The 25,949-nt window shown below is 51.1% G+C and carries 24 protein-coding genes; 16 read left to right on the forward strand and 8 right to left on the reverse strand.

Annotated elements, in window-relative coordinates; all coding sequences use genetic code 11:
* Positions 1–92 precede the first annotated feature (92 nt).
* The 10 genes from ATORI0001_RS00230 (at position 93) to adhE (ending at position 14,076) form a co-directional block, all read left to right on the forward strand.
* Positions 93–2,780 carry a valine--tRNA ligase gene (locus ATORI0001_RS00230; RefSeq protein ID WP_003148230.1) on the forward strand — a complete coding sequence of 896 codons (2,688 nt, stop codon included), beginning with the start codon at positions 93–95 and terminating at the stop codon, positions 2,778–2,780.
* Positions 2,781–2,792: 12 nt separating this feature from the next.
* Entirely contained in the window at positions 2,793–4,466 is a 1,674-nt protein-coding gene (locus ATORI0001_RS00235; RefSeq protein WP_003148165.1) for a formate--tetrahydrofolate ligase, read from the forward strand.
* Positions 4,466–5,122: a cyclodeaminase/cyclohydrolase family protein gene (locus ATORI0001_RS00240; RefSeq protein ID WP_003148279.1), complete on the forward strand. Its 657-nt coding sequence runs from the start codon at positions 4,466–4,468 to the stop codon at positions 5,120–5,122. Before ATORI0001_RS00235 ends, ATORI0001_RS00240 begins: the two co-directional genes overlap by 1 nt.
* On the forward strand, positions 5,122–5,979 hold the full coding sequence (locus tag ATORI0001_RS00245) for a bifunctional 5,10-methylenetetrahydrofolate dehydrogenase/5,10-methenyltetrahydrofolate cyclohydrolase (RefSeq protein WP_003148526.1): 858 nt from the start codon (positions 5,122–5,124) through the stop codon (positions 5,977–5,979). Before ATORI0001_RS00240 ends, ATORI0001_RS00245 begins: the two co-directional genes overlap by 1 nt.
* A gap of 50 nt (positions 5,980–6,029) precedes the next feature.
* The gene (folE, locus tag ATORI0001_RS00250; RefSeq protein WP_081450662.1) at positions 6,030–6,641 is read left to right on the forward strand and encodes a GTP cyclohydrolase I FolE; all 612 of its coding nucleotides are present in this window, start codon (positions 6,030–6,032) and stop codon (positions 6,639–6,641) included.
* A gap of 8 nt (positions 6,642–6,649) precedes the next feature.
* Positions 6,650–8,065, forward strand: a complete 1,416-nt coding sequence (locus ATORI0001_RS00255; RefSeq protein WP_003148833.1) for a bifunctional folylpolyglutamate synthase/dihydrofolate synthase — start codon at positions 6,650–6,652, stop codon at positions 8,063–8,065.
* Positions 8,066–8,202: 137 nt separating this feature from the next.
* Positions 8,203–8,634 carry a zinc ribbon domain-containing protein gene (locus ATORI0001_RS00260; RefSeq protein ID WP_003148160.1) on the forward strand — a complete coding sequence of 144 codons (432 nt, stop codon included), beginning with the start codon at positions 8,203–8,205 and terminating at the stop codon, positions 8,632–8,634.
* 167 nt (positions 8,635–8,801) lie between these two features.
* Positions 8,802–10,568 (forward strand): threonine--tRNA ligase, encoded by a 1,767-nt coding sequence (thrS, locus tag ATORI0001_RS00265; RefSeq protein ID WP_003148225.1) that lies wholly within the window; start codon positions 8,802–8,804, stop codon positions 10,566–10,568.
* Positions 10,561–11,346: a PLP-dependent transferase gene (locus tag ATORI0001_RS00270; RefSeq protein ID WP_003148368.1), complete on the forward strand. Its 786-nt coding sequence runs from the start codon at positions 10,561–10,563 to the stop codon at positions 11,344–11,346. The genes thrS and ATORI0001_RS00270 overlap by 8 nt, the downstream gene beginning before the upstream one ends.
* Before the next feature lie 111 nt (positions 11,347–11,457).
* Positions 11,458–14,076, forward strand: coding sequence for a bifunctional acetaldehyde-CoA/alcohol dehydrogenase (gene adhE / locus ATORI0001_RS00275; protein WP_003148247.1), 2,619 nt, complete (start codon positions 11,458–11,460; stop codon positions 14,074–14,076).
* A 254-nt stretch (positions 14,077–14,330) separates the two neighbouring features.
* On the opposite strand, the gene ATORI0001_RS00280 is transcribed toward adhE, so the two are convergent.
* The 8 genes from ATORI0001_RS00280 to ATORI0001_RS00315 all read right to left on the reverse strand — a co-directional run bounded on the left by ATORI0001_RS00280 (position 14,331) and on the right by ATORI0001_RS00315 (position 20,531).
* Complete coding sequence (locus tag ATORI0001_RS00280) at positions 14,331–15,389, reverse strand: hypothetical protein (RefSeq protein ID WP_003148423.1); 1,059 nt, start codon at positions 15,387–15,389, stop codon at positions 14,331–14,333.
* Between the two features lie 227 nt (positions 15,390–15,616).
* Entirely contained in the window at positions 15,617–16,108 is a 492-nt protein-coding gene (locus ATORI0001_RS00285) for a dihydrofolate reductase (protein ID WP_003148742.1), read from the reverse strand.
* 84 nt (positions 16,109–16,192) lie between these two features.
* On the reverse strand, positions 16,193–17,041 hold the full coding sequence (gene thyA / locus ATORI0001_RS00290) for a thymidylate synthase (protein WP_003148419.1): 849 nt from the start codon (positions 17,039–17,041) through the stop codon (positions 16,193–16,195).
* A gap of 89 nt (positions 17,042–17,130) precedes the next feature.
* Positions 17,131–17,583, reverse strand: coding sequence for a (deoxy)nucleoside triphosphate pyrophosphohydrolase (locus tag ATORI0001_RS00295; protein ID WP_003148596.1), 453 nt, complete (start codon positions 17,581–17,583; stop codon positions 17,131–17,133).
* A 1-nt stretch (position 17,584) separates the two neighbouring features.
* Positions 17,585–18,298, reverse strand: coding sequence for an acyl-[acyl-carrier-protein] thioesterase (locus tag ATORI0001_RS00300; RefSeq protein WP_003148445.1), 714 nt, complete (start codon positions 18,296–18,298; stop codon positions 17,585–17,587).
* Between the two features lie 91 nt (positions 18,299–18,389).
* Positions 18,390–19,007 (reverse strand): putative ABC transporter permease, encoded by a 618-nt coding sequence (locus ATORI0001_RS00305; protein WP_003148757.1) that lies wholly within the window; start codon positions 19,005–19,007, stop codon positions 18,390–18,392.
* Entirely contained in the window at positions 19,007–19,516 is a 510-nt protein-coding gene (locus tag ATORI0001_RS00310) for an HD domain-containing protein (protein ID WP_003148647.1), read from the reverse strand. The genes ATORI0001_RS00305 and ATORI0001_RS00310 overlap by 1 nt, the downstream gene beginning before the upstream one ends.
* Positions 19,517–19,610: 94 nt before the next feature.
* A complete protein-coding gene (locus tag ATORI0001_RS00315) occupies positions 19,611–20,531 on the reverse strand; it encodes a diacylglycerol/lipid kinase family protein (protein WP_003148804.1) in 921 nt (306 codons plus the stop codon).
* Positions 20,532–20,617: 86 nt separating this feature from the next.
* On the opposite strand from ATORI0001_RS00315, the gene rnd reads away from it, so the two are divergent.
* The 6 genes from rnd to ATORI0001_RS00345 all read left to right on the forward strand — a co-directional run bounded on the left by rnd (position 20,618) and on the right by ATORI0001_RS00345 (position 25,941).
* Entirely contained in the window at positions 20,618–21,748 is a 1,131-nt protein-coding gene (rnd, locus tag ATORI0001_RS00320) for a ribonuclease D (RefSeq protein ID WP_003148712.1), read from the forward strand.
* An 84-nt stretch (positions 21,749–21,832) separates the two neighbouring features.
* Positions 21,833–22,525 (forward strand): zinc metallopeptidase, encoded by a 693-nt coding sequence (locus tag ATORI0001_RS00325; RefSeq protein ID WP_003148272.1) that lies wholly within the window; start codon positions 21,833–21,835, stop codon positions 22,523–22,525.
* A 5-nt stretch (positions 22,526–22,530) separates the two neighbouring features.
* The gene (gene xseA / locus ATORI0001_RS00330) at positions 22,531–23,910 is read left to right on the forward strand and encodes an exodeoxyribonuclease VII large subunit (protein ID WP_003148374.1); all 1,380 of its coding nucleotides are present in this window, start codon (positions 22,531–22,533) and stop codon (positions 23,908–23,910) included.
* 30 nt (positions 23,911–23,940) lie between these two features.
* Positions 23,941–24,204 (forward strand): exodeoxyribonuclease VII small subunit, encoded by a 264-nt coding sequence (xseB, locus tag ATORI0001_RS00335; RefSeq protein ID WP_003148408.1) that lies wholly within the window; start codon positions 23,941–23,943, stop codon positions 24,202–24,204.
* Between the two features lie 73 nt (positions 24,205–24,277).
* On the forward strand, positions 24,278–24,628 hold the full coding sequence (locus ATORI0001_RS00340) for a histidine triad nucleotide-binding protein (RefSeq protein ID WP_003148494.1): 351 nt from the start codon (positions 24,278–24,280) through the stop codon (positions 24,626–24,628).
* 143 nt (positions 24,629–24,771) lie between these two features.
* On the forward strand, positions 24,772–25,941 hold the full coding sequence (locus tag ATORI0001_RS00345; protein WP_003148785.1) for an acetate/propionate family kinase: 1,170 nt from the start codon (positions 24,772–24,774) through the stop codon (positions 25,939–25,941).
* The last annotated feature ends 8 nt before the right edge of the window (positions 25,942–25,949 follow it).

Consider the following 25,949-nt stretch of genomic DNA (forward strand, 5'->3'; position numbering starts at 1 on the left):
AGACCTTTTCGAAGTACACTTATCTACATACACTATACTGTTCTGCTAGCTAGTCCCAACGTTATTCGAAGCATGTGAAAGGCGTATATACCGTGGAAGAAATGCCCAAGACGTATGACCCTCAGGCCACTGAGCCTGAGCTCATTAAAAAATGGATACAAGCCGGCTGCTATGGTCGCAGTAAAGGCACAGAAGATCGCACCGTTGTGATTCCGCCACCTAACGTTACCGGCATTCTCCACATGGGTCATGCCATGGATGACACCATTCAAGATACGTATATCCGCTACAGCCGCATGCGTGGTTATTCCACGCGTTGGATCCTGGGAACCGACCACGCGGGCATTGCTACCCAGACCAAGGTTGATAAAAAGCTGAAATCAGAAGGGGTTTCTCGCCTTGAGATTGGTCGCGAGAAGTTCATTGAGGCTTGCTGGGATTGGACGCGTGAGTACGGTGGCACCATCGTCGAGCAGATTAAGCGCATGGGCTGCTCCATTGACTTTGATGATGAGAAGTTCACGATGTCGCCGGAGTATACCCGCGCTGTGCGTAAGGTCTTTGTGGACTGGTATCACCATGACCTTATCTACCGCGGCAAGCGCATCGTCAACTGGTGCCCTCACTGTGAAACGTCCATCTCCGATGACGAAGCGGAATATGCTGACGAGAAGGGTCATCTGTGGTATTTGCGGTATCCACTGAAAGAGCCCATCAACGGTATTGAATACATTACGGTTGCTACCACGCGTCCCGAGACAATGCTTGGTGATACGGGTGTGGCAGTGTCTCCGCAGGATCCCGAGAAGGCTGATCTTGTGGGAGCTACGGTGGTGCTACCTATCGTGAATCGTGAGATCCCTATCTTCTCCGACTGGCACGTGGACGCCGGATATGGCACGGGCTTTGTGAAAGTCACTCCGGCGCACGATCCCAATGACTTTGCAATGGGCGAGGCGCATGGTCTTGAGAAAATCAACATCTTTGATGAGCACGCGGTGGTCGTTCCCGGTTACGGTGAGTTCTCGGGCCTTGATCGTGATCAGGCGCGTGCTGCCATTGTGGCATGGTTTGAAGAGCATGGCCTTCTCGACCACATCGAAGACCTTGAGCACTCCGTCATGCACTGCTATCGCTGTGGCACAACGCTTGAGCCATGGCTCTCCGAGCAGTGGTTTGTTGCCGTTGATAAGCTTAAAGAACCTGCTGCACAGGCGGTTCGCAAAGGAGACGTTACCTTCCATCCCGAGCGCTGGACGCAGACCTATCTCACGTGGATGGATAACCTTCGTGATTGGAACATTTCCCGGCAGCTTTGGTGGGGTCATCGTATTCCGGTATTTTACTGCGACGATTGTGGCTGGCAAGACGCCCTTATGGAGGATACCGATGTCTGTCCCAAGTGCGGCGGCCATCATGTACGCCAAGATGAGGACGTCTTGGATACCTGGTTCTCCTCGCAGCTCTGGACTTTTGCCACACAGGGCTGGCCTGAGCATCCTGAGCAGCTTGAGGGTCATCATCCCACAAAGGTACTGGTAACCGCTCGCGATATCATTGCTCTTTGGGTGGCACGCATGATTATGAGCTCGCTTTACTTTACCAAGGAGATTCCGTTTCATGACGTGTTTATTTACGCTACCATCTTGGCTAAAGACGGTAGCCGCATGTCAAAGTCCAAGGGTAACGGCGTAAATCCGATGGATCTTATCGCAAAGTACGGCGCCGATGCCATGCGTTATAACCTGTTGACGCTTATTACCAACAACCAAGACGTCAAGTTTGATGCGGTTTTGGATAAGAAAACCAAGGAGCTTCTTGAGTCTCCACGAACCGATCAGGCGCGCTCTTTTGTGACCAAGATCTGGAATGCAAGCCGGTTTGTACAGATGAACCTTGACGGTTATACGCCAGGTGAGCCAAAGGCCAAAACGCCCGAAGATGCGTGGATGTTCTCGCGTCTTGCTCGCGTGACGGCGGAGACTACAGAACAACTTGAGTCATACGGCTTTGGCGATTATGCCCGTAACATCCAGACGTTTTTCTGGAACGATGTCTGTGACTGGTACATTGAGCTTTGCAAGTCTCGTCTTTTGAACGGAGATACTGAAGAGCGCCTCCAAGTTCAGCGAAATCTTGTATTTGTGTTGGATGTGTCTATGCGCCTTTTGCATCCTGTGATGCCGTTTGTGACAGAGAGCGTTTGGGATGCCCTTCCTGCATCGGGCGTGTTCAGCCATGATGCAACGTTTTTGATGACTGCCGCATGGCCGGAGCCTCAAGAGCTTGCTCGCTTCATGAATGACGAGGCCGAGCATAACTTCTCACTTGCAAAGACGGTTGTTTCTGCGGCTCGCTCAACACGGGCACGCTATCGCCTGTCGCCAAAGGCGGAGCTTTCCGTGGCGGTTCGTGCAACGGCGGAAGATGCCGATGCGCTTACAAAGCAGACGGGCTTTATCCGGAGCGTCGGTCGCATTTCTGAGTTACACATCGGTGAGGACATCCAAAAGCCTGCGGGTTCCATTTCTGTTGCCGAGGGCGGTCTTGAGCTGTATGTAATTCTGGGAGATCTTGTTGATTTGCAGGCTGAAGCAAAACGTCTTGAGAAAGATCTTGCTTCCGCCGAAAAAGAGCTTCTCGGCGTCAAGCGCACCCTTTCCAACGAGGGCTTTGTTGCCAAGGCCGCGCTAGCGGTCATCGAGAAGAAGCGCTCGCGTGCCGCTGAGCTTGAAACTCTTGTTGCACAACTCAAGCAGCAGATTACCGACTTTTCATAGATGAGGTGTATTATGCCGCAGTACAAGTCCGATATCGAGATCGCTCAAGAGACACCTATGCTTCCCATTGTTGACGTGGCGAGAAGAGCCGGTATTCGTGAGGATCTTCTTGAGCCGTATGGTCGTTACAAGGCAAAGGTCAATTCTCGTCTCCTTGCCGATACGCCCGAGCGCGGCAAGCTTGTTTTGGTAACGGCCATCAACCCGACCCCGGCAGGGGAGGGCAAGACTACCACCTCGGTTGGTTTGGCGGATGCACTCAATCAAGCGGGACACAAGGCAATGCTGGCACTCCGTGAACCTTCGCTCGGACCTGTTTTTGGCATTAAAGGCGGAGCTGCAGGCGGCGGGTATGCGCAGGTTGTTCCCATGGAGGACATCAATCTGCACTTTACGGGTGATTTTCACGCGATAAGTGCTGCGAATAACCTTTGCGCCGCGATGCTTGATAACCATATCAAGCAAGGCAATGAGCTTAGGATTGATCCGCGCCGCGTGGTATGGAAACGCTGTGTTGACATGAACGACCGTCAGCTTCGCCATGTGGTAGACGGTTTGGGTGGCGTTGCGGATGGTATGCCCCGCGAGGACGGCTTCGATATCACGGTCGCCTCTGAGGTTATGGCGGTGTTTTGCCTCGCATCAGGTATTTCTGACTTGAAAGAACGTCTGAGCAAGATGATTGTTGCCTATACCTTTGACAGACGCCCGGTAACGGTTCATGACATTCATGCTGAAGGCGCCATGACTGCGCTTTTGAAAGATGCGCTTTTGCCCAACCTGGTGCAGACGCTTGAGCATACACCGGCGCTGGTACACGGCGGTCCTTTTGCCAATATTGCCCATGGATGCAATTCCGTGGAGGCAACAAAAACAGCATTACGTTTGGCTGATTATGTAATCACCGAGGCAGGCTTTGGAGCCGATCTTGGTGCCGAGAAGTTTCTTGACATCAAGTGCAGAAAGTCCGGTCTTTTTCCGAACGCCGTGGTTTTGGTGGCTACGGTGCGTGCCCTCAAATATAACGGTGGGGTTCCTAAGGCAGAACTTGGGTCTGAAAATCTTGCGGCTCTTGAGGCGGGCCTTCCAAACTTGCTGCGCCATGTTGACAATCTTAAAGGCGTATATGGCTTGCCCGTGGTGGTAGCCATTAATGCATTTCCTACTGATACTGCGTCTGAACTGGATCTTATTGAAAAAGCGTGCAAAGCGCATGGAGTGGATGTGGCGCTTTCTGAGGTTTGGGCAAAGGGTGGCAAAGGGGGACAGTCGCTGGCGGAGGCGGTACTTCGCCTGTGCGAGAGATCCTCTGAGCCCAAATATGCCTATGATTTGAGTGAGAGCCTTGAGCAGAAGATGGCATCCATTGCCACCAAGATATACCATGCCGAAGGCGTTGACCTTACCCCCGCCGCCGCAAAGCAAATACGGCAACTTGAGAGTTTGGGCTTTGGGGAGCTCCCTGTTTGTATGGCAAAGACGCAGTATTCGTTTTCGGACGATCCCTCTCGGTTGGGCGCGCCGGAACATTTCCGCATTACGGTGCGAGAAGTGCGTGTTTCTGCCGGCGCCGGCTTTGTGGTATGTCTGACCGGAAACATTATGACCATGCCGGGTCTGCCCAAGAAACCGGCAGCGGAAAATATTGATGTATGCGAAGACGGACGAATTGTGGGTCTGTTCTGATGTCGGTTCCAAAAACGCCTGAGGACGTGAATTTTACACGGTATACCTGTGAAGAGTATGCACGGCACCTTGCTGCCCGGGAGCCCATTCCCGGAGGCGGCGGAGCGGCTGCATACACCGGTGCCTTAGGGATAGCCCTGGCGGCCATGGCGGGTGCTTTCGCGTTGGGTAAGCCTCGCTATGCCGCCTATGAAAAAGATCTTACGTCTCATATTGCTCGCGCCGAGCGTCTCCGCAAAGAACTCCTTGAACTGGTTAATGAGGATTCGCGACAGTTTCTTTTGGTATCCGATGCGTTTGCCATTCCCAAGGACAATCCTTCTCGCTCGGCGTGCATTGAAGAGGCGCTTATCGCTGCGGCAAAACCGCCTCTGAGAGTAATGGAAGTCATTTGCGAGACCATTGCGCTCCTTGAAGAGATGCAGGTCAAAGGTTCACGGCTTTTGCTCTCTGACGTGGGTTGCGGTGCGGCGCTTTCCCGCGGTGCCCTTGAGGCGGCCTCTCATACCGTCTTTGTCAATACACGCTCAATGCAAGATCGCGTATATGCCGCATCTGTTAACGAGCGGGCAAAAGCGCTTATGGATGAGTGGATTCCGCGAGCGGAAGCTCTTTCTCGCCGCGTGAGTGCGCATCTGCAAGGGGAGGAAGCATAATGGCTGAGGAATTGCGAGGCGCTCCGGTTGCTGCGGCGCTTACGGAGGCGCTCTCCGTCCGGGCTGCCGCACTGGCCGATAGAGGCGTGACGCCTACGCTTGCCATCCTTCGTCTTGGCGAGCGTTCCGACGATCTTGCTTATGAACGAGCAGCCCTCAAACGTGCCGAGAAGATCGGCATTGCCGTGAGACAGACAGTGCTTTCACGCAATGCATCGCAGCATGACGTTGACGAGACAATCCGTGACATTTCCTCGGACCCGCACATTCACGCCTGCCTGCCCCTGCGGCCGTTTCCAAAAACGATTAACGAGGCAGGTGCTTTCGCGCTCCTTTCTCCGAGCAAAGACGTTGATTGCGTTACCGACTCAATGTTGCTTGCCACGCTTTCAGGGCGCTCTTGTGCCCTTGCACCGTGTACGGCCGAGGCGGTCATTGCCATACTTGACCACTATGGTATTGAAATTGCAGGAGCACGTGCTGCGGTCGTGGGGCGCTCCAACGTGATTGGTCGTCCTGTTGCGGCTCTTTTAACCATGCGCGATGCCACGGTAACACTGTGTCACAGCCGTACCGTTGACCTGCCTTCGGTTACCTGTGAGGCAGAAATACTTGTGGTGGCTGCAGGTCGGGCGCGTATGATTGACTCCGGGTATGTTGCACCCGGACAGACGGTTATTGACGTGGGTATTAACTGGGACGAAGCATCACAAAAGCTCGTTGGTGACGTTGATGCAGAAGCGATTAAAGACACCGTTGCCGCATACACACCCGTTCCCGGCGGGGTAGGCAGCGTAACCACCGCTATTCTTGCTAAGCACGTTATTGAAGCAGCAGAAAGGACGCTGGTTTCGTGACAGAAGAAACACACGCAACAGAGGCGCAAAAAGAAACACACGCAACAGAGATACATACGAAAGCAGTGCATACGAATACTGCTCATTCGGAGTTCGCCCCGCTTGACCAGGCACGCGTGCGCGCTGCGGTGAGGGAGTTTCTTTTGGCCATCGGAGAAGATCCCACGCGAGAGGGGCTTCTTGAGACGCCTGACAGAGTGGCTCGGGCTTGTGCGGAGCTCTTCAGTGGTATGCAGGAAGACCCGGCTGCCCATCTGCGTAAACAGTTCTTTGAAGAGGGAAACCACGAGATGGTCATTGTTCGCGACATCCCGTTTTCTTCTACCTGCGAGCATCATATTCTGCCGTTTGTGGGAAAGGCTCACGTATGCTATATCCCCAAAGGAGGCCGTATTACCGGGCTCTCTAAAATAGCCCGCTGCGTGATGGGGTATTCGCGTCGCCTACAAGTGCAAGAGCGGCTTTGTGGCCAGGTGGCCGACGCGATGATGGCCGAACTTGATCCTTTGGGCGTACTGGTTGTCATGGAAGCAGAACATACCTGTATGACCATGCGAGGCGTTAGGAGCGCCGGTGCGCTGACGCTTACCTCAGCGGTGAGGGGCATCTTTAAGGATAACGAGAAGACCCGCGCAGAAGCCATGCGTCTTTTGGGTTTGTAGGGAGATCAATGTCATATCACATACCGTTTGAGGTGAGCGATTACACCTATGAGCAGGCCATGTCGGCGCTTCAAGCTACTAAAAAATTTGGTATTCAGCCTCTTTTGGAATCTGTTTCGGAGATGCTTCTTGAGCTGAAGAACCCTGATGAATGTTTCAAGAGCGTACAGATTGCGGGCACTAACGGCAAGACTTCAACATCGCGCTATACCGCAGCGTTTTTGCGCGGGGAGGGTCTGAAAACGGCTCTTTATACTTCACCTGAGCTGATGAAGTATACCGAACGCATGGAAATAGACGGCGTACCTGTGACGGAAGAGGTATTTGGGCACGGCATTGCCGCCGCCGTGGCTGCAGGCAAGCGCGTAAATGCCGCACGTATTGCAGCAGGCAGACGCGCCTATGACATTACCGAGTTTGACCTTTTGACGGTAGCCGCACTTACGGTTTTTGCAGAGGCAGGCGTTGATGTTGCGGTACTGGAGTGTGGTATGGGAGGCCGTTGGGATGCCACGTCAGCGGCAAAAAACATCACCTCTGTAGCCATCACCGGCATAGGCCTTGATCATACCCGTATTTTAGGCAATACGCTCGAAGAAATTGCAGGTGAGAAAGCCGCCATCATACAAAGAGGTCGCAGCTGTGTGCTTGGCGTGGGAACGGCAACACCCGTATCCGTGGAGGAGGTCTTTCTTTCCCGTGCGGCTGAACAAGGGGTAGTTCCAACGCTGCTCCGCGCAACTGACGTTTGCGACGTAGCAGGGGAGATGCAGGAAGGTATGGTACGGCACCATGCCGATCTTCCGTGTGCAACGTTTGCCATAACCAAGCATCCCGCACGCCTTGGCTTTCCTCTTGAACTGACGGTAAAAACACCACGAGCAACTCACGGAGACCTTGCGGCGCTCAAACCAAGGTATCAGGCCGCAAATATTGCGCTGGCCCTGTGCCTTGCGGAAGATTTTCTCGACCGAGCGCTTGATGCGGATAAGGCATTTGATGCGGCAATCAGCTGTCCGACGCCCGGTCGTTTTCAGCTCTTGCGTCCGGATCCTCTGGTGCTTATTGATGCGGCGCATAACCCGCAGTCGGTGGCAACATTTCTGACAGCCATTCGCGACGTTGAACCCAACCTACTTCATCGGCCCAAACTCTTGACCGCTGTTTTGGCCGATAAAGATGTTTTTGGTATTGCGGAACTTCTCGCCAAGGAATTCCCTGCCGTGATTGTGACGCAAACGGATTCCGCGCGTGCGTTGCCGGCAGATGAACTGGCAAAGATATATCGAGATCTAGGGGCACGGGTAGAGGACGTTTTTCCCACGGTGGAAAAGGCCGTGTGTGCTCTTGCTCGTGAATCATATGTGGCTTGCGGTACCATTACGCTGGCAGGAGAAGTGATGTCGTCTTTGAGAGATTTGTAAAATCGTCTAATTTATAAGCAGATTCTTTATTCTTGTGTCTATCCGTCCCATTTTGGTTTACGATAGATGCGCTTGTGGTTCTTATTTTCTAACCGTTGCCCGCCACAGCTTCAAATCGATTCTAAGGAGTTCCCGAGATGCAGGAAATTCTCGACCAGATCATCACCCCTGAGGTACGTATGGTCCTCTATCTTATGGTCATCTGTGTAGTTATGCTCTACATCCTTTCCATTATCTACGTCATTCGTGACGCCCAGCGCCGCGGCGCAGAGCCTTGGTGGATGTGGGCGGTCATCTCGGTTGTTCCTATTGTGGGGCTTTTGGCGTATGTTATTTTGCGTCCAAGCAGCTACCTCATTGACCGTGAGGAGCAGGATTTAGACATTGCCCTTCGCGAGCACCAGCTTTCACACTATGGCATCTGCCCCAAGTGCTCGGCACCCATTGACCGGGACTTTATCGTGTGTCCCATTTGCAATACGCAGGTACGCAATGTGTGTCCAACGTGCCACCGTCCACTGAACGCAGACTGGAAGGTCTGTCCGTATTGCCGCACTCGTATCCAGTAGTGTATCTATGGTTTTGTGCGTAGGACTGACAGAGACTATTAAGGCGGCTACTCGCAGCTTCTTGAAAGCGGGGTAGTCGCCGTTACATGTGTCTTTAAGGTCTTGTGCGTTTCTCGCTTAAAACTGATTGTGTGCATCAAGCGCAGAAAATAAGGAAGGTTTTATATATGAAGGTTCTCTACAATGACGGCCATGTAGGAGAAATCGATGATGCCGCTGAAGAGCTGCATGTTATTCGCCACACCGCAGCCCACATTTTAGCTCAGGCTATCAAGCGTTTGTATCCTGAAGCAAAGTTTGCCTATGGTCCTGCCACCGAAAACGGCTTTTATTATGACGTAGACCTTGGTGATACCAAGATCAACACGGAGGACTTTTCTGCTCTTGAAGCCGAGATGAAAAAGATTACCAAAGAGAATCTCAAAATCGAGACGTTTGAGCTTTCACGTGACGAGGCCATTAAGCTCATGGAAGAGCGTGGCGAGACGTATAAGGTAGAGCATATTGGTGATTTGGATCCCGCTGAGCGTATTACCTTCTATAAGCAGGGCGAATACATTGACATGTGCGTGGGGCCACACCTTCTCTACACTAAGGGTGTCAAGGCGTTCAAACTGACAGGCGTCTCAGGTGCATATTGGAAAGCCGACAAAAACAACAAAATGCTTACGCGTGTCAACGGTACGGCATTTGCGACAAAAGACGAGCTTGAACAGCACCTTAAGATGCTTGAGGAAGCCGAGAAGCGCGACCATCGCAAGATTGGCCGTGAAATGGAACTCTTTATGATGTCTGATTTCGGTCCGGGTTCTCCATTCTGGCTTCCCAATGGTATGGCAGTGCGCAATGCGTTGACTGACTACTGGCACGAGATGATGGTTAAGTTCAACTATGAAGAGGTGCTCACGCCACAGATTCTCTCGCGTTCTTTGTGGGAAACTTCAGGCCACTGGGATCACTACAAAGAGAATATGTATACCACGTCGGTCGATGAGGAAGACTTTGCCATTAAGCCTATGAACTGCCCTGGCGCGTGTCTTATTTATAAGAACCGTCCGCGTTCTTATCGCGATCTGCCCTTAAAGCTTGCCGAGGCCGGCCTCGATCACCGATATGAGATGAAGGGCGCTCTTCACGGTCTTTTCCGCGTGCGCGAGTTCACTCAAGACGATGCTCATATCTTTATTCGACCCGATCAGATTACCGAGCAGGTTGCCGATGCGTCACACTTGATTACCGCGTACTATGCGCAGTTTGGCTTCCCGTATCGCGTTGAGCTTTCCACGCGTCCGGAGAATTCCATGGGTTCCGATGAGGATTGGGAGCGTGCGGAACAGGGCTTAAAGGATGCGCTTGAGTCCATGGGCATCGACTATGTGCTCAACGAGGGTGATGGCGCGTTCTATGGACCCAAGATTGACTTCCATCTTACGGATTGCTTGGGTCGCTCGTGGCAGTGCGGTACCATCCAGCTTGACTTCCAGCTTCCGCATAACTTTGAGCTTGAGTACGTTGACAGCGACGGCACCAAAAAGCAGCCCATTATGATTCACCGTGCGGGCTTTGGTTCGTTTGACCGTTTTATCGGTATTCTTACCGAGCACTATGAGGGCAAATTCCCTGTTTGGCTGGCTCCCTGCCAGGTTAAAGTGTTGCCTGTGTCCGAGAAGTCCCGTGAGTATGCGCATGAGGTGGCCGGCGCTCTTCAGGCAGCCGGTATTCGCGTCAAGGTCGATAACCGCGACGAGAAGATTGGCTATAAGATCCGTGAGGCTCGTTCCCTCGATCGTGTACCGTACATGCTGATTATTGGCGAGAAAGAAGTCGAGGCTCACAATATCTCTGTGCGCGATCGTTCAAACGAGACCGTTCAGAGCACGTTGGACGCCTTTATCGCAAAGGTATCAAAGGAGAATGACGAGCGTCTTGGCTAAAACAACGCGAGAAATTCTCTCTGAGTATGCAGCTTATATGGGAACAAACCGCTGTCGGCTTGTTCCCATTTCTGCATGGGAGACGCTTCTGTCTGACGATGCATTGCAGGCACACGTTGGTGCGGTCGCGGCTCATGTTGGTGTGGCAAACGTTGGCACAGCGACTATCGATGCTCGCACGCTCAAGCCTCAGCTTATTGAGCCGCTTTGCGGGCGCCCCATCAGTGTCGTTGATGTGAAGGGCCGTGCGCGTGAGTTGGCAGCTTTACGTGAGTATGATTTCTCCGCTGCTTCTGCGATATCGTTTCTCGTTGCCGATGTACGAAGGTTTGGCTGTGAGCTCAGTCCTGCATGCAGGCTCGGTGCGTGGCTCGCCATTGACGAAGACCCTGGATTTCCAGGCTTTGTAATCGTGGGTATTGCCAAGGACGCTGACGAACGTGTCGTGACGTTAGTTGAAGCCGTAGCGGCGGACGCCGATAAAATACAAGCAGCTTTTGGCTCAGATGAAGCGCGAGAGGCCAGGCGTACTTCTCGCCACCACGCCAACGACGCCGCAGCGGTGATGGCGGCATATCTACGCGCGCATCCCAAGGTGGCTGAAGTACGGTATCCGGGCCTTAAAGATACAGAACAGTTCAAAATTGCTTCGACACAGCTTGTTGGAGGGTTTGGCCCGATTGTGGATTTTCGGACCCAAGAGCTGCCCGATGTTTGGCAAAGACTTAAAGCCACCGATGACGATCCCAAGCAGCAAATATTGAATCTTGGGATATAAATAAAGAAAGTTTGAGATGTAAATAGAGAATTGTCGGTCAGCGGCGCATATTTGTCGGCGAACGCTGCTATAATTTGTACGATGTCTGTACCTAGTCCAGGAGGGGACCAGATGACAAAGAAAGCAACAAAGATTGAGGATGTTGAAACTTTGCACGTTCGTCTCGCAGAGATGCGCGAGGCTCAAGCTGAGTTTGCAACATTTTCCCAAGAGCAGGTCGATAAGATCTTTTATGAGGCTGCTCTTGCTGCCGAGAAGGCACGTGTTCCTCTTGCTCACATGGCCGTTGAGGAGACCGGCATGGGCGTTATGGAGGATAAGGTCATTAAAAACCACTATGCTGCGGAGTATATCTTCAACAAGTACAAGCATATGAAGACATGCGGTGTCGTTGAGGAAGACAAAGCCGGTGGATACAAGGTAGTCGCAGAGCCTATGGGTATTGTCGCGGCTGTCATTCCGACAACCAACCCCACTTCTACGGCAATCTTCAAGTCACTTCTCGCGCTCAAGACGCGCAACGCCATTCTCATCTCGCCGCACCCGCGCGCAAAGGGCTGCACCATTGAGGCTGCCCGCATTGTTCGCGATGCTGCCGAGAAGGCCGGCTGCCCCAAGGGTATTATCGATTGGGTGCCAAGTCCAACCATTGAGCTTACCGCGGCCGTTATGGGCAACGCCGACATTATCTTGGCTACCGGTGGTCCCGGCATGGTCAACGCCGCCTATTCTTCGGGCAAGCCTGCGCTTGGCGTTGGCCCCGGCAACACACCTGCCATTATCGACGACACCGCCGATATCAAGCTTGCCGTCAATTCCATTATTCACTCAAAGACGTTTGACAACGGTATGATTTGCGCTTCCGAGCAGTCCGTGACCGTTCTTGATGGCGTCTACGATGAGGTTAAGAAAGAGTTTGCCGCGCGCGGCTGCTACTTCCTTAAGGGCAAGGAGCTCGACGCCGTCCGCAAGACCGTCATCATCAACGGTGCGGTCAACGCCGGTATCGTGGGTAAGTCAGCTCACTTCATTGCCGAGACCGCCGGCGTTAAGGTTCCCGAGGGCACCAAGATTCTTATCGGCGAGGTTACATCCGTTGAGCCTTCCGAAGAGATGGCGCACGAGAAACTATCACCCGTTCTTGGTATGTATCGCGCTAAGAACTTTGACGACGCTCTTGCCAAGGCCGAGCGTTTGGTTGCCGATGGCGGCTATGGTCACACCTCGTCTCTGTACGTTAATGTCAATGAGACCGAGAAGATCCAAAAGCACTATGAGGCAATGAAAACCTGCCGTATTCTCATCAATACACCATCTTCTCAGGGTGGCATCGGAGACCTTTACAACTTCAAGATGACGCCATCTTTGACGCTGGGCTGCGGCACATGGGGCGGCAACTCCGTTTCCGGCAATGTTGGACCCCAGCACCTGCTGAACTACAAGTCTGTTGCAGAGAGGCGTGAAAACATGCTTTGGCTTCGTACTCCCGAGAAGGTTTACTTCAAGAAGGGCTGCATGCCCGTTGCTCTACGCGAGCTCAAGGATGTCTACGACAAGAAGCGTGCCTTCATCGTTACCGACCAGTTCCTATACAAGTCCGGCTTCACTAAGAAGATTGAAGAGTCCCTCGACGAGATGGGCATCGTTCATTCTTCGTTCTGGGATGTCGCTCCTGATCCAACGCTTCAGTGCGCTCTTGAAGGTCTTGCTCGCCTGCGCGCCTTTGAGCCCGATTGCATTATCGCCATCGGCGGTGGATCAGCCATGGATGCAGGTAAGATTATGTGGTCCATGTATGAGAACCCGGACGAGAACTTTGAGGACATGTCTGCGGACTTCATGGATATCCGCAAGCGTGTCTACAACTTCCCCAAGATGGGCAAGAAGGCGTTCTTTATTGCCATTCCGACCTCTTCGGGTACCGGCTCCGAGGTTACTCCGTTTGCCATTATTACCGATGCAGATACCGGCGTAAAATGGCCTGTCACTGACTACGAGCTCATGCCCAATATGGCCATCGTTGATACCGACAACATGATGACGCAGCCTAAGGGTCTGACTTCCGCTTCCGGTATTGACGTTTTGACGCACTGCCTTGAGGCCTATGTCTCCATGATGGCTTCCGACTACACCGATGGCCTGGCACTTCGTGGTATGAAGCTCGTCTTCGATTACCTGCCGCGCGCCTATGAGAATCCCAACGACGTTGAGGCTCGCGATCACATGGCAAACGCTTCCTGCCTTGGTGGCCTTGCCTTTGCAAATGCGTTCCTTGGCGTGAACCACTCCATGGCTCACAAGCTGGGTGCCTTCCATCACATTCCTCACGGCTGGGCAAACGCCGTTATCCTCACACGCGTTATGCGCTATAACGCCTCCGAGCGTCCTGCCAAGATGGGTACCTTCCCGCAGTATGATCACCCACATACACTGGCACGATATGCTGAAGCAGGTCGTTACTGTGGCGTTGAGGGCAAGGACGATTGGGATGTCTTCGAGAAGTTTGTGGCAAAGATCGAAGAGCTCAAAGACTTTATTGGCGTTAAGAAGACGATTAAGGACTATGGCGTTGACGAGAAGTACTTCCTCGATACCCTCGATGCTATGTCTGAGCAGGCCTTTAACGATCAGTGCACCGGCGCCAATCCTCGCTATCCGCTGATTTCCGAGATTAAAGACCTTTATCTCGATTCTTATTACGGTCGCGAGGCAACAAGCTACGACATCTAAGTTTTTCTCGCTTCTGGTAGTGGTTTTGCCTTTGGTTTCTACACAAAAACGGTTGCTTGCAAATCTGCAGGCAGCCGTTTTGCCTTAGTGGTGCTTTTCTCGTGACGTAGGGAATTGGTACCAAATTGGATGTTTAGTGGTGATTTTATTCACCACTAAACGCTCAAATCCGAGAAAAACCACCACTAAACGTCATTTTTCCGGACAAAAACACCACTAAACTTCGAAATCGACCAAGATCTGTAATCAGGAGTTTATCGGTGATTTTCTCGCTTAACATTGGAGCCCCATCTAGCAGGGTCGATGCTGTCGAGAAGTTTTACAAGGTCCTGTTGTCTTTTGCGGCACCGTATCTGTTCTTCATGTGACAACTTGCGCTCGGGTAAACCGATGTCTTTCCGAATGCACTCAACAAGGTTCTGCATACAGTTGAAGTCATAGTAGATTTCTTTATCAACTTGATAATTTTTTATTCCAGCCGATACGAGCTCATTATGCCGAATTCCGTCAGCAATTTGCTGATCAACGGTAGTGTGGTACTGGCCGTTATATTCAAGAGTGACGGCTTTCCATGGTTGTTTGTCCCGAGACGCTTTAGGTGTTTCAAAAACTAAGTCTGGCTTTCGTATAGTAAATGCTTTCGTTTGACTGGTTAATTTCTTGACCTTGTATTCTTGATTGAGCCTAATCTCGCCAAGTCCGTAGCCGCCTTTGGAGCAGGGGAGTGTAGCGCGAATGAATAGTTTGACTTCCATAGGTGAAGCCGCCTTTTCGCAGCTGAGAGCCAGAGCGCTCCATACTTTTGCACACCCTGGGACATCTGAATATTTTCTGAGAAAGCTTTCCAATTTCTTGCGAGTTATAAGAGGTGATTCTCTGGATTTAAGTTCCCCTTCTTGGTCAAGATAATAGGTTCCCATAAGTTCGCTCAGGAGAAGGGCGAGCTCTAAAATGGAACATGATCGGCTCATTTGAATCGGTATATACTCAGGTCTCGTTAGATAGAGATTGGGCAGTATCTCAAAAAATGCAGTTTTGGGAATTTTTTCATTGAGAATATGTATTTGCAATCCTTTTGTTTGGTAGACACCGTTATTGGATGTAATCGAAACATGAATTGGCAGCTGCGGCTTGTTACCCAGTATTTCATGGAGCGTTCTCCAGAGCTCTCGTTTTTCACTAAGGTGAGGAGGTTGGTTAGGAATAAGAGGTGGGTGCCGAAAAGTGCCTTTTGAGGTATTCTCAATAATCTGATAGACATAATTAGTGCGTAATAGTTCGATGCCACTCTGGTGGGAGATGAAGATGGGCATAGCCGGTCTCCTTACGTACATCTTAAATACATAAGGAAGAATTATTCCTGATGAGTTTGACGGTAATTTGACTCTTGTCTGACGCCCGTCTGACACATATCTGACCGTAAGTTCACTCTGAGCAAAAAACTATAGTTCACACGCCAAAGAAGTTGCATTTTTGATGTAAGTTGGTTAAATAACAGACAACCGATGAGTATAAAAACTCCATCTATAGTAGCGAATTTTCAGCGCTCCTGTTTGTACACAACAAACTCAAAAGCTACGCCTTCAGGGGTTACACCGCCCTTCTCGACATCAGCGACGTGCCATTTAGGATCTGCATCCAGGTTGGGGAAGTATGAGTCGGCAGGAAGTATTATGTCATGTTTTGTCACATATGCACAGTTACAGTCAGAGAGCATTTCTTTATAGACGGATGCGCCTCCGATAAGCCAAACCTTCTCGCCTGGTTCTGAAGCGACAAGAGCGCGCGCAGCGGCAGGGGATGATACTACCTCAACGCCTTCGTGCGTCCAGCTCGAATCCCGAGTGATGACGATATTCCGCCGTCCTTTTAAAGGGCCGTTAGGAAAACTCTCAAAAGTGCGGCGTCCCATAATTATGGTACAGCCGAGAGTATGCTCAACAAAGTACTTCATGTCGGCCTTGTTGTGGATAAGCAGATCACCGTCGCATCCAATACCCCAGTCGCGGGCAACCGAAACAATCGCGTTCACAGAGACTCCTTGCCTTTATACGTACCTTGTTTTACACGTGTCGTGTCTTTATACGTGTCTTTGTGCGTATCTTTATACGCGCCTTTACACGGCAATGGGAATGTTTTTGACCTGCGGCCCATGCTCGTAATTCTCAACAATGAGGTCATCGGTGGTAAACGCATAGAAGTCGGTTACGTCAGGGTTGAGCGATACGTGGGGCGCCGCAAAAATGGGGCGAGAAATAAGCTCACGTACAATGTCTACATGGCGATCATAGATGTGTGCATCGGAGATCATGTGGACAAGTTCACCTGCTTGCATGCCACTGACCTGCGCCACCATCATGAGTAAAATAGCATACTGACAGACATTCCAGTTATTCGCTGCAAGAATGTCTTGGCTGCGCTGTACTAAAAGCAGGTTAAGCGTGGGCTTTGCATCGCCGGGATTTTGCGTAACGTTATAGATGGCATTGAATGCGCATGGATAGAGATTCATTTCCGATAAGTCTGCAAACGTATAGAGATTGGTCATAATACGACGGCTGAACGGGTTGTTCTGAAGGTCGTACAAGACGCGATCCATTTGGTCAAAGTCGCCTTCTGCATAGTGAGACTTCTGCCCAACCTGATATCCGTATGCTTTTCCGATAGAACCACTCTCGTCTGCCCATGCATCCCAAATATGAGAATTGAGGTCATGGACGTTGTTGGACTTTTTCTGGTAGATCCACAAAACCTCATCCATGGCACTTTTAAGCGCAGTCCGTCGAAGCGTGAGAGCAGGAAATTCTTCACGCAAGTCGTAGCGGTTACAAACGCCAAACTTCTTGATCGTATATGCAGGGGTACCGTCTTCCCAGTGTGGACGGACCTTCTCGCCAACCGTAGTGGTGCCATGTTCAATGATATCTGAGCACATTGCGGTGAATATGCCATCAGCTTTGCTCATACGTGTCCCTTTCACTTCTCGCGAGTGGGGCGAGAAGACCTTTTGATGCCACTCTTCTTTTGATTGCGCTCTATTCTATCGTAGAGTGGCTATAAATGTTGACTCTCAAAGATGTCGTCCCACAAAGTCCCCAGTGTCATCACAAGATTTGTGTCTGCGGGAAGCCACTTGACATCTAAGAGCTCGCTTTGATGAAGCCACCGAAGCTCAGAGTGTATGAGTTTTTGCGGCTCTTGGTTGGGCGCGAGCGTGCATACGAAAACTTCCATAGAAAGGTGGAAGTCAGGATAGTCGTATTCAATTGTGTCGTAGGGGAGAATAAGCTGCAGTTCAACGCCAAGTTCTTCTTGAATCTCACGCCGTAGGGCATGCTCGGGATTCTCACCGGCTTCAATTTTTCCTCCGGCAAACTCCCACAGACCGCCCATGTCTCGATCCTCGTCTCGCTTGCATGCGAGAACCGCGTTATTGCGATAGATGATTGCCGCAACAACGCGCTTGACGGGCTTAGCGGCGGCGGACTCAGAACCAACTTGTGTCATATTACTTCTCCAGTCGGACGATTGCGTAGGCTTTATGTTCCGGTGAATCAAGAGAGACGGTGATGCCGGCCTCGTCCTGATAGACTTGGGGGAAAATGACATCGTCAAGATGGGCCTGACGACGATATTGGACGATAATTCGATGCAACGCAAACGGATATCCAAGAGCGGATAAAGCGTCGATTGCCATCATGACATACTGTGCATTGTTGACGTGTTTGTTGGTGTCAAGGTGCTGTTGCGAGACGGTGATGGAAGGTGCTTCCGTAGGCGTTCCGGTAGCCGGTATGTGTCGAGGCATAGGTGGCATATCAAGACGGGGCGTGTCACTTATGTACGCAGCTTCGCTTTCGGGAACACGAATGGCCTTACCGGCCTTGGTGTCAACCATGTACCATGTGGAATCCGCTCGTACAACAGCCGCGCCCTTCTCGTCAAGAATAACAAAACAACGGGATGCGGAAAGACCTCCTAGCTCATATGCCCACGTACCAACGGTAATCTTCTCGTTGAAGTGAGGCATACGTGCAACTTCAATCTGCCAGGAAGCAAGTACCCATGCAAGATGCTCTTGAGCAAGCGTCTCAAAACCACGGCCGATATGCTCGGAATGAAACGAGGAGCAGTCTTGGAGGTAGTTCATGGCCCCTACGAGAGATAACTTTCCGGTCTTATCGCATTCGCTATAGCGAACACGGCTTTCAAGCGTATACATGAAGCTCCAATTACTTTGATTGCGTGCGTTCTGTACGCGTCTCACATACGCCTTATATATCGTATATGAAGACGAATATGCGAAGACGCTACTACATATGGGAGCGAATTTCCTGAACGAGAAGGGCTATATGTTCAGAGGCTGCAGGGGTGAGATAAATCAGGCTTGCAGTGAAATCCGCAAGGTACAGTATACCCGTGATGCCCGCAAGGGAAATCATGACATCGGACGGGATAAAGGAAAAGAGATACAGGAGTCCCGGAGCAATCAGAAAAACCGTTGCCACTGAGAAAGCTCCAAATACCATCGAGGCTTGGGGGCAAATGCGGCCTTTGATGTTATAGCGAAACATCGAATAATCCCACCATGTACGATGAAAACGACGTTCCAAGATAAGACCTGTTGAGTATTCAAGAATGGTTGCCATAAGGCCGCCTAAAAGAAATACGAGAATGGGGTTATCAATGTTTCCGATTGTAATCCACACGGATACGGCACCAACGCCATAGATAGGACAGCTTGGTCCAAAAAGAAAGCCTCGGCGCGTAAAGCCATGTTCAACAACCGAGCAGTACACGGTCTCGTAGAGCCACCCGCCGACGGAAATAATCGCAAACATTAAGATGATCTGTGGAATCATTTGTTTGAGAGCGCCCCAGCTGAGGTCAAGTACTATCAGACTGGAGAACGTGGTAATAATAGGTTCCATCAGCGAGCACTCCTTACGTAAGGGTTGCCCAAACAGGTTTCAGCCGATGAGCAGAGCTTGTCGCATAGAGAAACAATCCACGCTTCTTTACTGCGTGGTGGGAAAGGTACCAGAGGAAACATGTGGTGCAAAATAATATCGCGCTCAATGGGGGAGAGATCGGGGAAATCTACGAGGGCGTTATTCAAAGCGTGGCGGGGATGGGTAAAACCATGCCACTTGTCAGGCGCCGTACTGTGGTCATGCCAATCGTACAGATAGTAGTCGTGGAGAAGCGCTCCCCGCACAAGATCATGTTCGTTAACGTGAGCATCACTTGAAAGCGCTACAAAAAGACTGGCATACGCAACGGCAACGACGTGGTCGAGCGTGGTGGTAGTACCATGCTGAGTAAACGTTGCGAGTTCTGGAAAACGACCAGACTCTAAGGTTGGGCGTGAAAGCTCATCAAACTTCTCGCGTATTTCAGCAACTTCTATCAAAGCACCTCCACCAAGCGTTTCCGACATGTTCCTAACATATAAAAGATTACCGAGAAAAAGCGTAGTGCGTCAACGTTTTGTGTGATATATGACAATATTGTAAGGTTTTTTTGAACACTATTTATTTCTGCGCGTAGGGGCTGAGCGTATCAACTATGACAGTGCAGGCTTTCGGGAGAACACGGGCATCGAAGGTGCGCGTTTCTCCTGCAAAAACCTCTCCGTCTACCTCAACCGGAATGGGCGACGACATTTCAACGTGTACTTCTCGACCATGAAATCCCTCAATATTTGGCCGTCCAAGCGTTTTTCCGCTGCGATCAAAAAGACCGGTAAACAGGGGCTTCACGAGTTCCGCCGTCATTTTTGTTTCAAGGACAATGACGCTCAAAAGTCCGTCGTCCATGCGGACTCCCGGTAAAAGCTCAAAATCGGCTTGAAACTTTGCGCTATTGGCTACCAGACACGCAATGCCTTGCCTCTCATGGGTAACTCCGTCAACGGTAATGGTAAAAGTCTGTACGGTCGGAGCGAGGTTTGAAAGGGCGGCGGTAAAGTATGCGGCTTCTCCAAAGAACTTCTTATGGGGAATTGCCGTTCGCATAAGCTGCGCGTCAAGACCACTTCCCGCTACAAGAGCTATGCCATGCGTGTGCATATGACCGGCTTCAGAGGTCCATGATATCTCACCGAGATCAAGTTGAGTGGTGTGACCGCGTCTGACCGCGAGGGCAAGTGCCGCCGGTTCATGTGCGTTACCAATACTGGCGCAAATGAGGTTGGCGGTTCCGGAAGGAAACACGCAGAGGGGCACACCGGTGTTGCACAGGGCATACATAAGGTGTCCGATGGTTCCGTCTCCGCCGGATATAATGACGCAATCATATAAGGCGGCATCCTGAACGGCTTGTTTAGGATCCCATGCATCATCCATTATGCGCATGAGGCACTCATCGCCATCATGCAGAAGTGCACGCTCAAACTCATATATGGCATCGGAACCAAAGCCTGATCGTGGATTGTGAAGGATAAGAAAACGCATAAGACTCCTCGATACAGTGTGGCGTATTAGGTATCATAAGACTGCTACTCTTTGATGGTAGCGCAGTTTTCGTCGAATGGGATGCTTTGTATATATCTACGCAAGAGGAACTTATTTCATTTTGTCTCAGGGCGGCTCACGTGCCCGTGCTTGCCGTTGATACGGAGTTTCTTCGCGAGAAGACCTATTATCCCAAACTGTGTCTTGTACAAGTTTCAACGGGTGAAGAAATCGCGGCCATAGATCCTTTGAGCATTGATGACCTCTCGCCGCTTGTGAGACTTTTTGAGGATCAAAAGATTGTCAAAGTCATTCACGCCTGTTCTCAAGATCTTGAAGTTCTTCTCTACGGTATGCATTGTGCGTGTGCTCCGGTGTTTGACACCCAGCTGGCAGCCGCATTTTTAGGCATGCGTCAGCAGGCGAGCTACGCATCGGTTGTTGAGCATTACATGGGGGTTCATCTGCCCAAGACCGAATCGCTTACAGACTGGTCAAGGCGACCGCTTGATCCTGAACAGCTGGTATATGCGGAAGATGATGTCCGCTACCTTCCCGATATCTATCGGTGTATGTATGAGCGTTTGATGAAGACCAATCGTTTAGGCTGGCTCATGCCGGAAATGAATGCCTATACGGCTCCGGAAAATTTCAAACGCGATCCCAAAGAAGCATACTTGCACCTCAAACGATCAAACTCACTCACAAGACGTCAAATGGCGCTTGCCCGCGAAATTTGTGCCTGGCGAGAAGAACGTGCGGCTCAGCACAACATTCCACGAAAGTGGATTATCTCGGACGAAACGCTTGTTGAGATATGCAAAAGATCGCCCGCAACGTCTGAGCGTCTCAAAAGAATCAGAGGTACGGAATCGCTTTCACAAGAATCGGTTGCAAGCATTCTTGCCGCCATTAAAGTGGGCAGGAGCATTCCGCCGGAAGAGTGTCCTGTTATTGAACACCACAGCCGTCCCGCAGCAGGATCGGAAGGCGTTCTTGAGCTCATGTATGCCCTAGTAAAGATCGTATCGGAAAAAGAGGGAATTGCGCCGCAGCTCATTGCAAACAAAAACGATCTTGCCGATCTTCTCGCCCAGAAGAAAGACTCCAAGCTTTCTTGCGGCTGGAGGCATGAGCTTGTTGGCAAGCAGCTGCAAGGCCTTCTTGCAGGTGAGGTGGGACTCACGGTTAAATGCGGACATGTGGAGCTCCTCTAGAGGCATCATTTTGGTTTCTTGGCTCATGTGATTGTTGTCCGCCGCACGGGGTACACTTTTCTCAATCGAAACGATTGGAGTGAGATGTATTACTTTGGTGGGAGATCGGATATCTTTTACTGGATATTGGTGCTGGTATCTTTGGCGCTCGGTGGCCTGGCTCAGCTCTATATCCGCTCGTCGTATAAAAAGTGGTCGCGAGTTTCTTCCGGTATCCAAGGTACGGGAGCCGATGTTGCCCGGCGCATGCTTGACGATGAAGGTGCGCAAGAGGTAGGCATTGCGCATATTGAAGGTGACCTTACCGACAACTATGATCCGCGAAGCAATATGCTGCACCTGTCCGATGCCAATTTTAATGAGAGTTCCGTCGCATCCATTGCGGTTGCTTGCCATGAGGCTGGCCACGCCGTTCAAACGGCACGAGGATTTTGGCCTGCTCGGCTGCGTTCGGCATTGGTTCCCGTAGTAAACCTTGCGTCTGCTGCATGGATTTATGTTTTTATTGCCGGCGTTTGGCTCAACATTGCGGGAGCGGCGCAAATTGCCATTTTGTTGTATGCCGCAACGGTGCTTTTCCAAATTGTTACGCTGCCGGTTGAAATCGATGCTTCTCGACGGGGCCTTGCCTATTTGAGCAAACATGTCCCGTCAACGTTTAATAAAGCTGGCGCTCGTCAGGTATTGGTTGCCGCCGCTCTTACCTATGTTGCCGCTGCCCTTGTGTCGGCGCTTCAGCTGTTATATCTGATTTCAAATAGTCGTAATAGGGATTAGCCAAGATGTGGGATTTTTCAGATACGCCCTCGGAAGACATGAACTTCAAAGAGAAGGAAGAAAAACACGTTCTTTCCGTTTCTGAGGCCATTATCGTCATTAAGGAGAATATCACCCGTATCCCTCTTTTGACCGTTGTAGGAGAAGTAAGCGGTTTTAGAGGCCCGAATGCGCGGTCAGGACATTGCTATTTTGATATCAAAGACGCAAGTGCGAGTATGGCGGCAATCGTGTGGAAGGGCATCTATCTTGCAAGCGGGGTTACTCTTCACGATGGCATGAGGGTCCAAATCACAGGCCGCTACGATGTCTACAAAGGATCGGGGAAACTTTCTTTTGTGGCAACGTCTTTGACGGTTGCCGGTGAGGGAGACTTACGTCAGAAGGTTGCGGAACTTGCAAAGAAGCTTGAGCGAGAAGGGCTGATGCGTGAGGATCGCAAACGTCCCATTCCTCGGTTCTGTACGCGTATCGGAGTCGTAACATCTCTTTCAGGCAGTGTTATTGAAGATGTCAAACGAACACTTGCGCGGCGTAATTCTCTTGTTGAGATTGAAGTTACCGGAGCGGCGGTACAAGGCGAACATGCACCTCAAACCATTGTGCAGGCCTTGGGTATAGCCGAATCTACTCATCCCGATGCCATTCTTTTAGTGCGCGGCGGGGGTTCGTTTGAAGATCTGATGTGCTTCAATGACGAGGCCGTTGCTCGTGCCATTGCCGCATCTTCCGTGCCCGTCATTACCGGCATTGGCCATGAACCTGATGTCACCATAGCGGATATGGTATCGGATCGGCGTACCTCAACACCAACGGCAGCAGCCGAGTCGGTTGCTCCGTCCATCAGTGAACTTCAGATGGCTTTTAACGATCGGGTATCTCGGCTTGCGGGAGCTACGGAAGCCCTTCTTTTGGGATATGCCCAAGAGATAGACGGATTTTCTCGCCGCGCAGATCTTGCGATACAAAACAGCCTTCGCCAACGTCAGATTCGTTTTTTGGCTTTGGCTGAGCGGAAATGTTTGTCGGATCCTCTGTATTTGTTTGTGTCGCGAAAGTCGGATCTGTTGCAAACGGAGCAGCGTCTTCATGACGCGCTTCCTCTGGCGCTCAACAGAAAAGAGCAAGCGCTTACGCAAAGTGCCGATCGCTTGAAGACGGCCGCCACAAGACTGCTTGCGCCATACGAAGCACAGGTCAGTGCAGCGGCAGGAAAGCTTGAAGCACTTTCACCTCTCAAGGTGTTGGGTCGAGGCTATGCTCTTGCAACTAATGAGCGCGGACATGTTCTTAAAAATGCTCATGACGCTCAAAAGGGCGAAGCCATACGCGTAAAGCTTGCCGAGGGTTCACTCGTTGCACATGTTACGGAAATTGAAGCGTAGGTTGCGCATATTGCGCTGAAAGGAGCTTTAATGGCTGAGAAAGATATCAAAGATTTAACGTTCAAGGACGCCTCAGTTGAGCTTGAACAGATTGTGCGCCAGCTGGAGGGGAGCGATCTTGAACTTGAAGAGTCGCTTGCTCTGTATACTCGGGGAGTAGAGCTGGTGAAGGATTTGCGCGGGCGTCTTGATACGGCCGAGCAAAAAGTCAGGGTTCTTCTGGATGCCTCCGAGGCCGGATCCGCAATCTCCGATACCACGGCAGCACCTTCTACGGCCTATGTGAATGAGTAATATCCATATAGTAAGCCCATACGCACATGAGTCATCCACGTATATCTACGTATACGAAAGCAGAGGAAATGTAATGTCCGATTGTATTTTTTGCAAGCTCGCAAACGGAGAAATTCCCACAGAGTTTTTGTATGAAGACGAAAATGTTGTCGCCTTTAGAGATGCCCATCCTCTTGCACCGGTACATGTACTGGTGGTACCCAAGGCGCATCATGAAAATATTCTTGATTCCGTTCCGGCACAGACGCTTGCTTCCGTAGCCAAGGCGATAGAATCGGTGGTTGATGCAACCGGCATCCGTGAGTCTGGATTTCGTGTTGTAACAAATACGGGTTCAGATGGCGGTCAATCCGTTATGCACCTGCACTTCCACATTCTCGGAGGAAAACAGCTTAATCCTACGTGCGGGGAGAAGGAGCTTTAAGTTCTTCTCGCGAGCTGGTTTGAGCCTTGGATATTTGTCGGTAAAATGGTAAAGATGCGTGCGCCCTCTGTGCAGGGGGAGTATGATGTCTTGCGGTTGTTAAAGTAAAAGGGACATGGCTGTCCCTTGAGAAAAGGAGAGTCATGAACGTACTGGTCATTAACGCCGGCAGCTCGTCGCTCAAGTATCAGCTTTTGAACGTTGATACACGTGAGGTGTATGCAAAGGGAAACTGTGAGCGTATCGGCATCGACGGTTCATTTGTAGGTCATGAAGAAATGGGTGGCGAGAAGCAAAAGCTTGATGTGGCGCTTCCCGATCACAAAACGGCTATCAAGTACGTTTTTGACATTTTAAAAACCGTGAATCAGCCCATTGACGGCATTGGTCACCGCGTTGTTCAGGGAGGCTGGTACTTCCCTCAGTCTGCCGTCATTACCGATGAAACTCTTGGTTGGGTCCGCGAAGTTGCGCCGTTGGCTCCGCTTCACAACTATGCCGAAGCCGACGTCATTGAGATTTGTCGCGAAATGTTCCCCGAAGTGGGCAATGTTGTCGTCTGTGATACCTCGTTCCACTACAACATGCCGAAAAAAGCCTATACATATGCGCTTCCACGTGATGTGGTTGAGAAGCTGCATATCCGTAAGTACGGAGCTCATGGCACGTCTCACCGCTATATTTGGCGTGCGGTAAATGAGTTTACGGGCGGACAAACGCATAAGCTGGTGAGTTGCCATCTTGGTTCCGGCGCTTCACTTTCCGCCATTGAGGATGGAAAGGATAAGGACACCACCATGGGTCTGACCCCGCTCGACGGCCTTATCATGGGCACCCGTTGTGGCACGCTTGATCCGGCAACGGTCTTTTATCTTTCCCGCGTTGGTGATTATTCCATTGACGAGATTGATACGATGATGAACAAGCAGTCCGGTCTTTTGGCGCTCTCCGGTCATTCCGACTCTCGTGACATTGAAGACGGCGCTCATGCGGGTGATGAGAACTGCCGGCTGGCACTTGATATGTTCTACTACCGCACTTCTCAGCTCATTATGGAGATGGCTCAATCCATGCACGGGTTTGATACCATGGCATTTTCTGCCGGTATCGGTGAGAACTCTTCCGAGATGCGCCTGGGCATTGCAAAAGAACTTGCGTGGATGGGTGTCAAGATTGATGAGGAGAAGAACAAGGTTCGCTCTGATGAGGTTCGTGACATCTCCGCACCCGATTCAAAGATCCGCGTTCTTGTCGCCCCAACGAACGAGGAATATATGATTGCCCTCGACGTTCAGGAGCTCTTAGGAAAGTAATCGCTGCG

Origin of the sequence: Lancefieldella rimae ATCC 49626 (assembly GCF_000174015.1) — a bacterium.
GTDB classification, from domain to species: Bacteria; Actinomycetota; Coriobacteriia; order Coriobacteriales; family Atopobiaceae; genus Lancefieldella; species Lancefieldella rimae.

What these genes read in the sequence shown, in the direction of transcription:
- thyA (WP_003148419.1), bottom strand. Translation starts at nt 17,041, where the DNA reads ATGAGCAAAGCTGATGGCATATTCACCGCAATGTGCTCAGATATCATT.
- ATORI0001_RS00280 (WP_003148423.1), bottom strand. Translation starts at nt 15,389, where the DNA reads ATGCCCATCTTCATCTCCCACCAGAGTGGCATCGAACTATTACGCACT.
- adhE (WP_003148247.1), top strand. Translation starts at nt 11,458, where the DNA reads ATGACAAAGAAAGCAACAAAGATTGAGGATGTTGAAACTTTGCACGTT.
- ATORI0001_RS00255 (WP_003148833.1), top strand. Translation starts at nt 6,650, where the DNA reads ATGTCATATCACATACCGTTTGAGGTGAGCGATTACACCTATGAGCAG.
- ATORI0001_RS00235 (WP_003148165.1), top strand. Translation starts at nt 2,793, where the DNA reads ATGCCGCAGTACAAGTCCGATATCGAGATCGCTCAAGAGACACCTATG.
- ATORI0001_RS00340 (WP_003148494.1), top strand. Translation starts at nt 24,278, where the DNA reads ATGTCCGATTGTATTTTTTGCAAGCTCGCAAACGGAGAAATTCCCACA.
- xseB (WP_003148408.1), top strand. Translation starts at nt 23,941, where the DNA reads ATGGCTGAGAAAGATATCAAAGATTTAACGTTCAAGGACGCCTCAGTT.
- xseA (WP_003148374.1), top strand. Translation starts at nt 22,531, where the DNA reads ATGTGGGATTTTTCAGATACGCCCTCGGAAGACATGAACTTCAAAGAG.
- ATORI0001_RS00240 (WP_003148279.1), top strand. Translation starts at nt 4,466, where the DNA reads ATGTCGGTTCCAAAAACGCCTGAGGACGTGAATTTTACACGGTATACC.
- ATORI0001_RS00260 (WP_003148160.1), top strand. Translation starts at nt 8,203, where the DNA reads ATGCAGGAAATTCTCGACCAGATCATCACCCCTGAGGTACGTATGGTC.
- ATORI0001_RS00325 (WP_003148272.1), top strand. Translation starts at nt 21,833, where the DNA reads ATGTATTACTTTGGTGGGAGATCGGATATCTTTTACTGGATATTGGTG.
- ATORI0001_RS00310 (WP_003148647.1), bottom strand. Translation starts at nt 19,516, where the DNA reads ATGTCGGAAACGCTTGGTGGAGGTGCTTTGATAGAAGTTGCTGAAATA.
- ATORI0001_RS00300 (WP_003148445.1), bottom strand. Translation starts at nt 18,298, where the DNA reads ATGTATACGCTTGAAAGCCGTGTTCGCTATAGCGAATGCGATAAGACC.
- ATORI0001_RS00315 (WP_003148804.1), bottom strand. Translation starts at nt 20,531, where the DNA reads ATGCGTTTTCTTATCCTTCACAATCCACGATCAGGCTTTGGTTCCGAT.
- ATORI0001_RS00305 (WP_003148757.1), bottom strand. Translation starts at nt 19,007, where the DNA reads ATGGAACCTATTATTACCACGTTCTCCAGTCTGATAGTACTTGACCTC.
- ATORI0001_RS00345 (WP_003148785.1), top strand. Translation starts at nt 24,772, where the DNA reads ATGAACGTACTGGTCATTAACGCCGGCAGCTCGTCGCTCAAGTATCAG.
- ATORI0001_RS00245 (WP_003148526.1), top strand. Translation starts at nt 5,122, where the DNA reads ATGGCTGAGGAATTGCGAGGCGCTCCGGTTGCTGCGGCGCTTACGGAG.
- ATORI0001_RS00295 (WP_003148596.1), bottom strand. Translation starts at nt 17,583, where the DNA reads ATGACACAAGTTGGTTCTGAGTCCGCCGCCGCTAAGCCCGTCAAGCGC.
- thrS (WP_003148225.1), top strand. Translation starts at nt 8,802, where the DNA reads ATGAAGGTTCTCTACAATGACGGCCATGTAGGAGAAATCGATGATGCC.